The organism is Sphingobacterium sp. IITKGP-BTPF85 (assembly GCF_001006065.1).
In the GTDB taxonomy this organism is placed as follows: Bacteria; Bacteroidota; Bacteroidia; order Sphingobacteriales; family Sphingobacteriaceae; genus Sphingobacterium; species Sphingobacterium anhuiense.
This window is the reverse complement of record NZ_ASZT02000002.1, coordinates 1-15,741: the sequence shown is the minus strand read 5'-3', so window position 1 is coordinate 15,741 and position 15,741 is coordinate 1. Positions and strand designations below refer to the sequence as shown.

The 15,741-nt window shown below is 38.0% G+C and carries 9 protein-coding genes and 2 pseudogenes; 6 read left to right on the top strand and 5 right to left on the bottom strand.

The window, feature by feature from the left end; translation table 11 throughout:
* Positions 1-17: 17 nt before the first annotated feature.
* A complete protein-coding gene (locus L950_RS00355; RefSeq protein ID WP_316930478.1) occupies positions 18-914 on the bottom strand; it encodes a mandelate racemase/muconate lactonizing enzyme family protein in 897 nt (298 codons plus the stop codon).
* Between the two features lie 932 nt (positions 915-1,846).
* On the opposite strand from L950_RS00355, the pseudogene gltB reads away from it, so the two are divergent.
* The 4 genes and pseudogenes from gltB to L950_RS00340 all read left to right on the top strand — a co-directional run bounded on the left by gltB (position 1,847) and on the right by L950_RS00340 (position 11,047).
* Positions 1,847-6,360, top strand: a pseudogene (gene gltB / locus L950_RS00350) (glutamate synthase large subunit).
* Positions 6,361-6,375: 15 nt separating this feature from the next.
* Complete coding sequence (locus L950_RS00345) at positions 6,376-7,482, top strand: glutamate synthase subunit beta (RefSeq protein WP_316930477.1); 1,107 nt, start codon at positions 6,376-6,378, stop codon at positions 7,480-7,482.
* Entirely contained in the window at positions 7,416-7,832 is a 417-nt protein-coding gene (locus L950_RS36100) for an FAD-dependent oxidoreductase (RefSeq protein WP_316930476.1), read from the top strand. Before L950_RS00345 ends, L950_RS36100 begins: the two co-directional genes overlap by 67 nt.
* A gap of 269 nt (positions 7,833-8,101) precedes the next feature.
* Positions 8,102-11,047, top strand: coding sequence for a VIT domain-containing protein (locus tag L950_RS00340; protein WP_021188784.1), 2,946 nt, complete (start codon positions 8,102-8,104; stop codon positions 11,045-11,047).
* A gap of 83 nt (positions 11,048-11,130) precedes the next feature.
* On the opposite strand, the gene L950_RS36095 is transcribed toward L950_RS00340, so the two are convergent.
* From L950_RS36095 to tgt, 4 genes and pseudogenes are all read right to left on the bottom strand, one after another.
* Positions 11,131-11,436, bottom strand: coding sequence for a DMT family transporter (locus L950_RS36095; RefSeq protein ID WP_316930475.1), 306 nt, complete (start codon positions 11,434-11,436; stop codon positions 11,131-11,133).
* Positions 11,427-12,041, bottom strand: a complete 615-nt coding sequence (locus L950_RS00335) for a DMT family transporter (RefSeq protein ID WP_316930474.1) — start codon at positions 12,039-12,041, stop codon at positions 11,427-11,429. Before L950_RS00335 ends, L950_RS36095 begins: the two co-directional genes overlap by 10 nt.
* A gap of 11 nt (positions 12,042-12,052) precedes the next feature.
* The gene (locus L950_RS00330; protein ID WP_021188783.1) at positions 12,053-13,132 is read right to left on the bottom strand and encodes an LptF/LptG family permease; all 1,080 of its coding nucleotides are present in this window, start codon (positions 13,130-13,132) and stop codon (positions 12,053-12,055) included.
* Positions 13,133-13,155: 23 nt separating this feature from the next.
* A pseudogene (gene tgt / locus L950_RS00325) lies at positions 13,156-14,285 on the bottom strand (tRNA guanosine(34) transglycosylase Tgt).
* Between the two features lie 201 nt (positions 14,286-14,486).
* Here tgt and L950_RS31345 point away from each other — a divergent pair.
* Together L950_RS31345 and L950_RS31340 are read left to right on the top strand one after the other, a co-directional pair.
* Positions 14,487-15,119, top strand: a complete 633-nt coding sequence (locus L950_RS31345; RefSeq protein WP_231576732.1) for a glycosyltransferase — start codon at positions 14,487-14,489, stop codon at positions 15,117-15,119.
* A 244-nt stretch (positions 15,120-15,363) separates the two neighbouring features.
* Entirely contained in the window at positions 15,364-15,630 is a 267-nt protein-coding gene (locus tag L950_RS31340; protein WP_231576731.1) for a hypothetical protein, read from the top strand.
* Positions 15,631-15,741 lie beyond the last annotated feature (111 nt).

Sequence of the window (15,741 nt, the reverse complement as noted above, 5' to 3'; positions counted from 1 at the left end):
AAAATGAACTTTCGCGGCTAAAGCAATCGACTTTCAAGCATCCCCCCTATCATACAGGGAATATTAAATTCAGCAGCTATTGCGGCAATTTTTAATGCCTCATGAATGCCTCCTGATTTTGAAAATTTAATATTAATATAGTCACAGGCATCTGCACGACACAAGCGCTCCGCATCATGATGGCTATAAACAGATTCATCTGCCATGATCAGAACCGTTGTTTCGGTACGAAGTTCAGGAAGCAAATGATCTAAATAAGTACGCATAGGCTGTTCACAAAACTGAATCTTAAAAGGTTCCAGTCCCTGCAAAGCTTCTACAGCACCTTCGTATGTCCATCCTTGATTTGCATCAATACGAATCGGCATATCAAAGCCGACCGCTTTACGGATTTCCCGAATCCTTGCGATATCCGTTTTAGGATCCTTGCCCAATTTCACTTTCAACATCACAGCCCCTGCACGGTACAACTCTTTTACCTTAGCTGCCATTTCTTCCGGACTGGCGATACCTAAAGTGATATCGGTTACGATCTCTCGTGGAATACCTTTTAAAAATTGATATAACGGAACTCCTGCATTTTTTGATGCAATATCATATAAAGCCATGTCAAATGCAGATTTTATTGTTGTATTGCCGGCTATATACATATTTAGCTCTGCGAGACGCTCCTCTATATTTAAAGGATCTTTACCTTTCCATAACTTCGCAAAGTCACGCGCTATCACTAAACAGGTGTCCTGGGTTTCCCCTACAATCATAGGAAAGGCAGAACATTCACCAACCCCAACGATTTCGGTATCCGTAAGAATCCGAATAAAGGTGTTCTGTGCAAAATCCATAGTGCCTGTTGCAATGACAAAAGGCTCCATAGGAATGCTTAATCTATAAATTTCTATTTCAGTGATTTTCATGGTTTAAACTATTATGTATTTCCTACCTCACAGCGAAAATAACAAAAGCTAAGATAGATAAAGAATATCTAAAATATAGCGCAAAGCTTATCCGTTCCAGAATTAGTTATATACTGAAATCTATTATTTTTTAAGGACCTGTCTCCGATCGACTTCTTATTGAGATCGGAATACAATGCGCAAAGGAAAGTCCGTGAAAGTCCATGGAAGTCCGTAAAAGTCCATACAAGTGCATACGTTCTTTCGCCTTACTCCGACATTGCTAGGGCACTGGCAGGACAACTCTTCGAGTCTGGTTCGAGTACCCTTCGACTATTATTCGACAGGTATTCGGCAGGGTGGCGAACACCTACCGAATAAAACACGAACAACTGTGGGACCTGCCTCCTATCTCTCCCCTAGCAAACTCGAACTTAAGTCAAACGGCAGTCATTCACAATTGAATAAAGTAAGAGTTCATTTCGCCCTTCGTTCGCAAAAGGTTCGAAAAGGATTCGGCTTGCTTATACCGATCCTATACCCATCCTATACCTCGCCTATACTGAAACAGTAGACAAACGGAAGACAAACAGTAGACAAACGGAAGACAAACAGTAGACAAACAGAAGACAAAAGGTAGAGCTTTACCGAAGGCTTCCCGAACAAAGTGCGAATAAAGAGTGAAGCATACTTTAATCAAGTAAAAGGCAGATAATCTTGATGAACCCGCTTTAAAACTGCGTCACCAATCATTAAGATAATACAAATCATTTATTACAACACGTAACATGCTCATTCAAAAAACAAATCACAAAGCTCTTCCAAAATACAATATCAGCAATAAAAGACTTTTTATTTACAAATAACATAAGCTTATTTAAAATAATTTATAAAATCTATAATATTTTAATGTTTTTATTCATATATTAGCAAAGTAATAATTGAATAGGAAGATGATTGAAAGTAACACAAATCAGCAAGGGCTATACGACCCGAGTTTTGAGCATGACGCCTGTGGGGTTGGTTTTGTAGCGCATATTAAAGGAATAAAATCACATGCACAGGTAAAAGATGCCTTGACCATGTTAGAAAATATGGAGCATCGTGGTGCTTGTGGCTGTGATCCAGAGAGTGGAGATGGCGCAGGTATTATGATCCAATTACCACATGAGTTTCTTTGGGAAGAATGTATTAACCTGGGTATACAACTTAAAGAACCAGGATATTATGGAGCAGGAATGGTTTTCCTACCCAAAGAACCTGAAATGAACAAAATTTGCAGAACAGTTATACAAGAAGCGGCTACTGAAAGGGATATGAAATTCCTTGGATTTCGGGATGTACCAGTAAGTAGAGCAGGTATAGGCCCGACAGCATTAAGCGCTGAACCCGAAATAGTTCAATTCTTTATCGACAGACCCGAGACCGTACATAACACTGAAGAATTTGAACGCAAATTATTTGTCCTCAGACGTTTGATTATCCAAAAAATCAAACAATATCAAGAATACCCACTACCGCTTTACTTCGCTTCCTTATCTTGCAAAACAATTATTTATAAAGGTCAGTTGACAACTTACCAAGTTGGCACTTATTTTAAAGACCTTCGCGATCCAAGAGTTGTTTCTGCATTTGGATTAGTACACTCTCGCTTTTCAACCAATACTTTCCCTTCCTGGTCTTTAGCACAGCCTTTCCGTATGTTAGCGCATAATGGTGAGATCAACACATTAACAGGAAATCTGAACTGGTTTTACGCAGGCATGCGTGCGCTTTCGTCTCCTTATTTTACAGAAGAAGAGATGGAGATCTTACTACCTGTTGTAGACCGTGGTCAATCTGATTCTGCATGTCTAGACAATGTTGCAGAACTTTTATTACACAGTGGCCGTAGTCTTTCCCATGTGATGCTGATGCTGGTACCTGAAGCTTGGATGGCAATACACAAATGGATCCATTAAAACGGGCATTTTACGAATACCACGCCACATTAATGGAGCCTTGGGATGGTCCAGCTGCTCTTTGTTTTACTGATGGCAAGTCCATTGGTGCAACCTTAGATCGAAACGGACTGCGTCCGTTACGCTATGCCATCACTTCAGATCATCGTGTTATCGTTGCTTCAGAGGCAGGAGCACTTCCAATTGATGAATCAACAATCATCAAAAAGGGAAGACAACAAGCTGGTAAAATTTTCTTGGTCGATATGGAACAAGGTAAAATTTTATCTGACGAAGAGGTAAAAGGTGACTTAATACGTCAACAGCCTTATGGCGATTGGTTAGACAGTTATAAAATAAAATTAACAGAATTGGCTGAGCCTCGAGTTACCTATACCTACCTGTCTAAAGAATCGGTATTTAAGTATCAGCAGACTTTCGGATATTCGAGAGAAGACTTAGAAACAATTCTAACACCAATGGCATTGACCGGGTATGAGCCAACAGGTTCCATGGGATCTGATGTACCATTAGCTATACTTTCCGATCAACCGCAACACTTATCCAGTTACTTCAAGCAGTTTTTTGCTCAAGTGACAAACCCTCCTATTGATCCAATAAGAGAGCGTTTGGTTATGAGTCTAGCAACATTCATTGGAAATGCAGGCAACATACTCATTGAAGATAAAAAATTCTGTCACTGCGTTACGCTTGAACATCCGATATTGACCTCGAAAGAATTAGAAAAGCTACGGTCAATAGACACGGGTGTATTTCAGGCAAAAACTTTACAATCTTACTTCCGAGCAGATGGTCAAAATGGTTCCCTGGAAGCTGGATTAGAACGTCTTTGTCGTTATGCAGATGATGCTGTACGTGATGGATTCGAAGTATTAATACTTTCAGATCGTGCGATAGATTCGCAACATGCACCTATTCCATCTATATTAGCTGTATCTGCAGTACATCACCATTTAATTAAAACAGGAAACCGCGGTGCTGTTGGTCTTGTTGTAGAAGCTGGAGATGCTTGGGAAGTTCATCATTTTGCATGTTTACTAGCATTCGGAGCCACCGCAATCAATCCTTACATGGCGCTTGCGAGTATTCGTACGATGAAAGAACAAAGTAAAATCGAAACCGAATTAACATGGCCTGAACTTTCCAAAAACTACGTAAAGGCAGTAAATGCAGGATTATTAAAGATATTTTCAAAAATGGGAATATCGACCCTGCAGTCGTATCATGGTGCACAAATCTTTGAAGTATTAGGTTTAGATAAAACTGTTGTAGACAAATATTTTTGCGGTGCTGTATCCCGTATCGGCGGCTTAAACCTTGATGATATTGCACAGGAAGTACTGACAAAACATTGGGTGAATTTCAAAGAAAGCCGTACTCCACAGACGTTACTTCCTGAAGGTGGTCTCTACCAATGGAAACGAAGAGGTGAAGGACACCTTTGGAACCCTGATACTGTACATCTTCTGCAACAGGCTTGTCGCAATGACGACTATGCTACTTATAAAAGATATGCGGAAAAAATAAACAACCAAAAAGAACAGATGTTCACCCTGCGTGGTTTATTAGATTTTGCTAAACATAGAACAGCAATTCCTTTAGAAGAAGTAGAACCAGCTAGTGATATTTTAAAACGCTTTGCCACAGGTGCGATGTCATTTGGTTCTATTTCACATGAAGCACACAGCACACTGGCAATTGCGATGAACCGCATCGGTGCAAAATCAAATACTGGAGAAGGTGGTGAAGATGAGCTCCGTTATCAGCCCCTACCGAATGGCGATTCCATGCGTTCTGCAATCAAACAAGTGGCATCAGCACGATTTGGTGTAACATCTAACTATCTGACACAGGCAGACGAAATACAGATCAAGATGGCACAAGGTGCAAAACCTGGAGAGGGCGGTCAGCTTCCTGGACCTAAGGTTAATGAATGGATTGCTAAAACAAGACATTCAACGCCAGGTGTAGGGTTAATTTCCCCGCCGCCACATCATGACATCTATTCGATTGAAGATTTAGCACAATTGATCTTTGATCTAAAAAATGCAAACCGTGCTGCACGTATCAATGTCAAACTCGTTTCAAAAGCGGGTGTTGGAACTATTGCGGCGGGTGTTGCAAAAGCACATGCCGACGTTATTCTGATAGCAGGATTTGACGGAGGAACAGGAGCTTCTCCGATCAGTTCGACAAAGCACGCAGGTTTACCTTGGGAATTGGGATTAGCAGAAGCACACCAAACTTTGGTGAAAAACAAACTTAGAAGCCGTATCGTACTACAAGCAGATGGACAGGTAAAAACTGGACGGGACATCGTTGTAGCAACCTTATTAGGTGCTGAAGAATGGGGCGTATCAACTGCTGCACTTATTGCTGGTGGCTGTATCATGATGCGTAAGTGTCACTTGAATACTTGTCCAGTAGGTGTAGCCACACAAGATCCAGAATTAAGAAAATTATTCACCGGTAAACCTGAGGACATTGTTAACCTATTCCGCTTCATGGCCGAAGAAATCAGAGAGACCATGGCAGAATTGGGTTTCCGTACCATCAATGAAATGGTAGGAAAAGCACAGTTCCTTAAAAAACGTGAGAACATAGATCATTGGAAAGCTTCCAAAATTGATTTCTCAGGCATATTATATGTTGAGCCCAACGATCCTAATCAGTCTCTTTACAATACTGAAGAACAAGATCACGGCATGGGCATGATCTTAGACTGGGGATTATTGAAACAAGCGAAACATGCCTTAGAAAGCAAAACTCCAGTTTTTGGAACTTTCACGGTTAAAAATACGGATCGTACCATCGGTACGCTATTGTCGAATGAGATTTCTAAACTATACGGATCCGAAGGCTTACCTGATAATACCATCAATTACAAATTTGAAGGTTCTGCGGGACAGAGTTTTGGTACATTCTCAACAAAAGGACTATCATTTGAATTAGAAGGTGAAGCAAATGATTATGTTGGTAAAGGATTATCTGGTGCACAATTAGCGATCTATCCGAAAGCAGAAAGTAAATTGATACCGCATGAAAATATCATCATCGGTAATGTTGCTCTATTTGGTGCTACATCGGGACATCTCTTTATTAATGGACAAGCCGGCGAACGATTTGCTGTTCGTAATTCAGGTGCTACGGCAGTAGTAGAAGGTCTTGGCGACCATGGTTGTGAATACATGACCGGGGGACGTGCACTTATCTTAGGAGCTACTGGAAGAAATTTCGGCGCTGGTATGAGCGGTGGTATCGCCTGGATCTATGATAAGCAAGGAACATTTAGAGACAATTGTAATACTGAAATGGTTGATCTTGATCCATTGGAACAAGAAGATGAAACCGCAATTATTGCATTGCTAAAAAGACATATTTTACTCACAAACAGCAAAATTGCACAACATATCCTCGAAAACTGGACTGCTGAGAAAAACAGCTTTATCAAAGTATTTCCAAAAGAATACAAACAGGTATTACGTACAAAATTAGTTGAAGCATAATCAGGAGGAAAAATCATGGGAAAAATAACAGGATTTAAAGAATACGATCGTGAGCTTCCGCAAAAAGAACCGGTAGCTTACAGAATACAGAATTTTCAGGAATTCAACAAGGGTTACACAGATAGTCAACTGAATACACAGGCCGCACGTTGTATGGACTGCGGTATTCCATTTTGTCACTCAGGATGTCCTTTGGGCAATGTAATACCTGAGTTTAATGATGCCGTTTACGATGGAAAATGGGAAGATGCATACAACATATTGACCTCAACAAATAACTTTCCCGAATTTACAGGAAGAATTTGTCCGGCTCCATGTGAATCGGCCTGTGTATTGGGTATACACAGTTCTCCTATTACCATTGAAGAAATTGAAAAACATATTATTGAAATTGCTTTCAATAAAGGTTATGTAAAACCTAACAAAAGCTATATTAAAACAGATAAAAGAGTTGCTATTGTTGGATCAGGACCTGCGGGTTTAGCTGCAGCCGCACAATTAAATAAAGCTGGTCATGACGTTGTCGTTTTTGAACGTGATGATCAACTGGGAGGCTTACTCCGTTATGGTATTCCAGATTTTAAATTAGACAAGAAAATTATTGACCGCCGGATTTCGGTGATGCAGGAATCAGGTATTAAATTTAACGTAAACGCTGAGGTTGGCAAAAACATCTCCCACCATGAGTTACTTTCTTTTGATGCTGTTATTTTAGCAACAGGCTCAACTGTTCCTTGGCATTTGGATATTCCTGGAAAAGAATTAAAGGGTGTTCATTTCGCGATGGACTTTCTGAAACAACAGAATAAAAAAGTGAGTGGTATTGAATACACGGAAGAGCACATCATCGCCCAAGGAAAACATGTAGTCGTAGTCGGTGACGGTGATACTGGATCGGATTGTATCGGTACTTCCAATCGACAACTGGCACAGAGCATTACCCAGATCGCACGTAAACCAATCCCTGCAAAGGAACGATTAAAGAATAATCCGTGGCCATCAGATAAAATCACCTTCAACACTTCATCATCACAAGAAGAAGGTTGTGACCGACTTTGGGCGACCGAAACAAAAGCTTCATCAGTGATGACCATGGAAATGTCAAAGCTGTTCAGATCATAGAGGTCGAATACGAAGTAGATGATTTCGGTAGAAGAACAAAATTAGGTCAATCAGAGCCTAAAGAAATTCCCGCAGATCTTGTTCTTTTAGCTGTCGGTTATCAACATACAGAGCAACAATTGCCAGAAAAACTGGGTGTTCAAGTCGATAGCCGAGGAAATATAGTAGCGACAGATAAAGCTTACCAGACTTCGGTAGATAAGATCTTTACAGCTGGAGATTGTAGGAAAGGACAATCATTAGTTGTATGGGCGATATCAGAAGGCCGTGAGTGTGCTAGAAAAGTAGACGAATTCCTAATGGGGCATTCGGAGCTTGAAAGCAAAGAAGCTATTCATCAATATGCTTAATACCAATCCTAAATAGAAAAGAATGAGCCCCGTAAATATATTTACGGGGTTTATTCTTTTATAGCACTTCCTGTCACTGACTCATCCGGTTATTTCATCTCAAAAATGAGTAGCATATGGCCCCTCGCTGATCTCAAAAAGCTTTTATTCATTTTAACCGGGACTAAGATTTTCAACCTACATGAAGTTTTTTAATCCTGCGGTTAATTATGGAATTCGTTACTAAGATGCATCATCTTAAATGAACACAGCAAGCTAATTCAAAAAATATGAATAAGATCCTCATAATAGCATTGATTTTATGTCTCCTACTTCAGGGAGAGAATATTAAATCACAGAATAATCCAAATAGACCTATTCCCAGCTTAAAAATATCGAATGATCCAAAAGATCAGGCAAAAGTTAATCTACAGGAGCTCGATATTCAAGTTAATATTTTCGGTAACATCGCGAAAACAACGATGACAATGATCTTCCGTAATAATGAAAACAGAGACTTGGAGGGCATACTGACATTCCCCATGCCTGAAGGTGTTTCGGTAACAGGATACGCCCTTGATATTAATGGAAAACTACGTCAAGCTGTTGCAGTTGATAAGAGCAAAGGGACTGAAGTCTTCGAAAGTATTGAATCTCGTCGTGTAGATCCTGGATTATTAGAGCGTGTAGAAGGCAATAATTTTAAGACCAGAATATATCCTATACCTGCACAAGGTCAACGAACCATTAGCATAACTTATGAAGAGAATTTACAATTCCATGCTTCGACTGGTTTTCAATACCATTTACCTTTAGCCTATAAACAAGCGATCGAGCGGTTTAAACTTCAGATAAATATCTACCAAACAGACCAAGTACCGACATTGATCAGCAAACCAGATGGATCACTCATATTTTCAGAAAAAAATCACATTTATCAAGCGACTATAGCTAAAAACAATTTTATACCTGAGAAATCATTAGTAATTGGACTACCTAAGCGACCAAATGAGAACAAAATTTTGACACAGGTTAATCAAGATCAATCTTTCTATTTCCTTAGCAATATATTTATCGATGCTCCTTCCAAAGCAAAAACCTGGACTAACAAAATTGGGATCATTTGGGACAATTCTTTAAGCGCTAAAGATAAAGACATTCAAAAAGAATTAGCACTTCTGGATCTCATCATACAACAAAAAAAGAATTTAACTGTAGAACTGGGCTTACTGAATATCAGCTATGTAAAAGCGGGAACATTTCACATAGAACAGGGAAATTGGACTGCTCTAAAAAATTATCTCTTGCATTTAACTTATGATGGCGGAACAGACTATTCAAAATTAAATGATCAAGTGCTGCAAGCGGAGGAATATCTTTTCTTTACCGAAGGGTTATCCACATTTGGGTCAAATCAAGTAACCATCAACAAACCAACATATTGTATCTCTTCTTCTGCTATTGCAGATTACAGCACACTCCAGGCCATTAGCAAAAAAACTGGTGCAAAAACGCTCAATCTATTGAACACATCACCTATTGACGGTATCAAGAAATTAAGTTCAGAAAATTTAAAATTTTTAGGGATCAAAGAACATGCTGATTTCTCAGAAATATATCCAGCGATCCATACAGAAGTACAGGATCATATCGCGATTTCAGGTCTCGGAAAAAACAACGATTTAAAACAGATTACCTTACTCTTTGGCTACGGGAATCGTGCAACTCAAGAAGTCAAAATTGACATCAATTATCAAGAAAATGAGTTGGATATTCATAAAATCTGGGCTCAGAAAAAGATTGCAACATTAGATGTTGATTACACGGAAAATAAAGAACGTATTGAAGAACTTGGTAAGCAATTTGGTATTGTTACCCGTAACACAAGTTTAATTGTATTGGAAACCGTGGAAGATTATGTACGATATGCCATCCTGCCTCCAACAGAATTGCTTCCAGCTTATCATAAATTGATTAAAGAACAAAGCGTTCTTCGGGAGGAACGTATGCATGATTTATTGGCACAGGCTGAAACCGCTGTCCAAGAATTAAAAAAATGGTGGCAGACCGACTTCAAAGCAAAGAAAACCTATCCACAGCCTAACAGGATCGTAGAAGAGTCATTTGTAGAGCCCGAAGTTCATCCAATCAATAATGCACAAGCTGCAACATCAAAAATGGTATCATCAGAAAGCAGACAGATGTTTATAGCAGATGATCAATATTCAAATCTGGAGGAAATAGCATTAAGCGATTTAGAAGACCCAGTTTCTGATCAACAGCATTATTCCGGCACTGATGTGAGTGACAGAACAACTGCTGGTGCAAAAATCACCATTCCTGACATTAAAAATGACAATATGTATCTGCAGGTCTTAGAAGAATCAGCGAATCCCTATCAAACATATCTCGAACTTCGCCAAGCATATTTGGGTACTCCGAGCTTCTATTTTGACGTTGCTAATTTTTTCTATCGAAAAGGCACAAAAGAAAAAGCATTATTAGTGTTGAGCTCACTTGCAGATCTTCAAATTGAAAATGCAGATTTATTTAAGACAATAGCTTACACACTTAAACAATGGGAACAATATCAATATGAACTTTACATCAATAAGAAAATCTTAGACTGGCGTCCTATGGATCCGCAAAGCCACCGCGATTATGCTTTAGCATTATTAGATAATAAACAATATCAAAAAGCTTTTGATCAATTATATAGTATCCTAACGCAAAGTTATTCCCCTGAAGCAGCCGATCGCGACGATGGTATAGAAGAAATTATTGTGATGGAGTTAAATAATTTATTAAAATTAAACCAGACTCATGTCAATAGCAATAACATCAGCAAAAAACTAATTGCAGATCTTCCTGTTGATATTCGTATGGTGATCAATTGGAATTCAAACAATACAGATATAGATCTTTGGGTCACAGATCCACATGGAGAAAAATGCTTTTACAGCAATAATAGCACTGCAATGGGAGGACGTTTAAGTAATGATTTTACCGGAGGATATGGCCCTGAACAATTTCTATTAAAAAGAGCAGTCAAAGGAAAATATAAAGTCGAAGTAGATTTTTATAATGATAACTCCTTAACCTTAGCAGGCCCAACAGCGGTTATGGCAGAAATCTTTACCTACTATAGCTCAGGAAAGCAGGAACGCAAGATCATCACGTTATACTTAGATAAACCTAAAGAGCAAAATGTGACCATCGGAACATTTGATTTCTAGCACGAGCTAAGGTCTAAAAAAAAAGCGTGCTTAAAAATCAGATTTAAGCACGCTTTTTTATCATATAAAGCTAAAATAGATAATTAATAGATTTTTCTAATAACCAAGTCCTGTTTCCGTTTCTCGATTTTTGTTTTTAAGTAAGGATAAAAGAAGACTGCACCTAAAACAATGGCAGCACCACCATAAAAACCTAAACTCATCGTCTCTTTTTGACCGAAGATTAGCATGGCCAATAAAATGCCATAAACAGGTTCCAGATTCGTAGTCAAAGCAACTGTAAAAGCACTCAATTCTTTCATCACAGCAACACCCAACACATATGCAACGGCAGTACACAGTACACCTAAAATCAATAAATAGATTAAATCCGATTGATTCAGAGCCATTTTTCATTGAAATCTCCACTGAATAACATAAAAACTGACACCCAGAAAAAAGCGCCCAGCATTTCATAAAATGTGATCAAGGTAGCACTCGATTTTTTAACCATTCTGGCATTTGCAATAGAGAAAATACTTGCACAGAATGCACAGGCTAATCCCGCAAGAATACCTTCGATATAATTGGATTCGAATTGAAATATCATATAGATACCCATTATTATCACTACACCAACTAACATATCCATTAGAGCGATCTTTTTCTTATTGATCAGGGGTTCCAAAATAGAAGTATACAATGTCAAAGAAGATAATGTTACCAAAGCTACTGATACTGTAGATACCTTAATTGCATAAAAAAAGAGTACCCAGTGAAGCCCTACGACCCCTCCGACCATTATGAAAGAAATGAAATTCTTTCTTGTTACCAGAATCTGCTGTTTGCTAACGACAAGATAAATCCAGAGAGAAATTGCCGCAATTATAACCCTGTACCAAACAAGATGAATGGCAGATATCGAAATCAGATTACCTAAAATTCCGGTAAAACCCCATATCAGGATTGTTAAATGCAGAATTAGGACATTCTGATTAATTTTAATTTTTGACATTGTCGACTTGTTTATTTTGGCGCTTTAATAGCCAAATAGATTGCAATAATTAAAAATGTAATATTGGGAATTAACACTGCAACCAAAGGAGGAAGCCCTCCTTTTAATGAGAACATGGTGGCAAATTGAATGAATACGATATAGGTAAAACTCAACCCAATTCCTATACCCAAACTAAGACCAATACCTCCTCTGACCTTCTTAGAGGATAAGGCAACGCCCATCAAAGTAAGCACAAATGCCGAAAAAGGATAGACATAACGTTTATATTTCTCCAATTTAAGATCTGTCATCATCCCTGTACCCCTAATTTCCTCTTTATGAATACGCTCATCCAGCTCTTTCGTATCCATGGCTGTAAAAATATTATCATACAGTTCAAAATCACTCGGCTTCATATCCAAAGTGGTATCTTTTACGGTACCCTTGTCCATTCGTTCATGAAGACCATTAATAATCCGGTTTGTATAATCATGTATTTTCCACTTAGTCGTTACAGAATCCCATGTGATACGCTCAGCGATCATTTTTTCCAATAAGGTATCACCCTTAAATTTTTCCAGTACAAACTTATATCCAATCTTGGAGTTGTTATCAAAGTTGTCTATGTATACATAACTGTTTTTATCAATCTGCATATGCGTGGACACTTTCGTATTATCTTTCAAAGGTTTTACATACACATTTTCAAAACCGATCTTCATTTTATTCGTTTTCGGAATAATATAAAGGTTAAAGACAAAAGAAACTGCAAATATAAGCGTTGCAGAAAAAATATAGGGTCTTAAAAGCCGGTTAAAACTATAGCCGGCACTTAATATGGGTACGATCTCCGTTTGATCGGCCATCTTCGAAGTAAAGAAGATAACAGCGATAAAATTGATCAGAGGACAAAGGAAATTTAAATAAAACGGGATAAATCCTGCGTAATATTCAAATATAATTTTGTCCATAGGAGCATTATATTTCAAGAAATCATCCAATCGCTCAGAAATATCAAAAATGACCATGACGACTGTAAAAATAGCCATCGTGAACACAAATGTGCTCAAGTACTTTTTAATAATGTAACGATCGATAATAGAAAACATAATACTACTAAGATGCAAAAAAATTACAAACGTTGACCTAATACTTTGACCATTTTATTTTTCCAATCGTAGAATGTACCATCTACAATTTTCTCACGTGCCTCATTTACCAGCCATAAATAGAAGTGTAAGTTATGTAAAGAAGCAATCTGTGCACCTAAAAGTCTTGCGAACGGATTAAATGGCGTAAATATGCTTTTGTATATACTTGATCTGAGTAAAGATCACTATCTGGATCAATTGGAGAAAAATCGTCTTTCCATTTTTCATTCTTGATATTGATCGTTCCGTGACGTGTAAAAATCATACCGTTACGTGCATTACGCGTTGGCATTACACAATCAAACATATCTATACCCAAAGCGATGTTTTCAAGTAGATTGATTGGTGTACCTACCCCCATTAGGTAACGTGGTTTATCTTCTGGAAGAATATTACAGACAACTTCCGTCATCGCATACATTTCCTCAGCAGGCTCTCCTACGGATAAACCACCGATTGCATTTCCTTCACGATTGAAAGACGCAATTTTCTCAGCAGATCTTTCACGTAAGTCTTTATATACTGATCCTTGAACAATGGGGAACAATGTCTGGTCATATCCATATAATGGTTCTGTACTGTCAAAACGATCACAACATCTTTTCAGCCAACGGTGAGTCATTTCAATCGAACGACGGGCATACCCATAGTCACATGGATAAGGAGTACACTCATCAAAAGCCATGATAATATCCGCACCGATTACTCGTTGTGTATCCATCACATTTTCAGGAGTAAATAGATGCTTTGAACCATCAATATGTGACCGGAACGTCACACCTTCTTCTCGTATCTTACGATTGTCTGACAATGAATAAACTTGGTAACCTCCAGAATCTGTTAAAATTGGACGGTCCCAACCGTTAAATTTGTGAAGACCACCTGCCTTATTCAAAACATCCAGTCCCGGTCTTAGATATAAATGATAAGTATTTCCCAAAATAATTTGAGCTTTGATATCATTTCTCAATTCGTGCTGATGCACACCTTTGACCGTACCAGCTGTTCCAACCGGCATAAAAATAGGAGTTTGAATTTTTCCGTGAGCTGTCTCAACAACACCTGCACGCGCTTTAGAAAATTTATCTTGTACTTGAAGAGTGAATTTCATTAATCTTTTATTTTTTGGGGATTCTAATTTGATGATTTTTACTGTTTCAGAAGCAAATTCCCCAACATGCTTTTTTTAAAATCTTTGCAAAAATACTATAAAAAGCAATGCAAAGATTGACCTTTTACAAGATTTTAACATTTACAGCACAAAAAACATTATTAAAGCAAATATCCTTGGAACATACTATCTTTGCAACCTATGAACATCGTACAGCAATACGCCTTCTATTACCCTTATATCGCCTTTGGCATCATCGGTTTATTACTGCTCATCCAGTTGTACTATATTATAATTGTATACGGAAAACTGAGTCGTCATAAAGTGCATTCTTATCAGGAACAAGATCAATTTGATCCTATTTCTGTCATCATCTGTGCACATAACGAACAAAAAAATCTAAAGCAGTTTTTAGCATCAATTTTAGAGCAGGATTATCCCCAATTTGAAGTGATTGTTGTTAATGATTACTCTACTGACGAGACAAAATGGATTTTAAAAGAATATCAATCTCAATATGATAACTTAAGAATTGTCGATATTAAGGAACATATACGGCTTAAGCATGGAAAAAAATTCGCCGTTACCCTAGGAATTAAATCTGCTATTTACGAAAAACTGGTTTTCACAGATGCTGATTGCAATCCAAATTCAAGCAATTGGTTAAAAGAAATAGCTGGAGCACTTAACCAACCGGATACAGAGATTGTCATCGGGTACTCCCCTTATTTTAAATATAAAGGTTTTCTCAATAAACTTATCCGGTTCGAGACAACGCATACAGCAATGAGTTATTTATCGTATGCGATAAAAAAGATGCTTACATGGCTGTAGGCAGAAACATGGCCTACACAAAAACGTTATTTTTCAGTAAAAAGGGATTTGCATCACACATGCACATTAAATCTGGTGATGACGATCTTTTTGTAAATGAAACGCTACGAAGAAAAATGTAGCCATATCCATTCATGAGGATGCTATCGTTTACTCAGAACCTAAAACAACCTGGAAAAGCTATTACAAACAAAAAGCACGGCATTCGGGCGCTTCGGTTATCTACAAAAAAAGACATCAGCGTATGTTGGGTCTGCAATTGATCACTTCATTTTTATTCTATTTTACGATTATCCTGACTGCGATTATTTTCCCTAATTACTGGTACGTACCTGTAGCTGCATATCTAATTCGCCTACTTGCACAGCTCATTGTTTTTAGGGCAATATATAAGAAATTAGCAGTTTCTGACCTCATTTGGTGGTTACCATTATTAGACATCATCTACTATTTCTATATTTGCATCAACGGACTATTCAACCGTAAAAAGAAATCACTTAGCTGGAAATAATATTCATATTTTAAAACTTTCACTTTGAATCCTACAGTAGACATCATATATCAGTATTTTCCAAACTTAACAGAAGTTCAGAAAACACAATTTGCACAACTTGCAGAACTT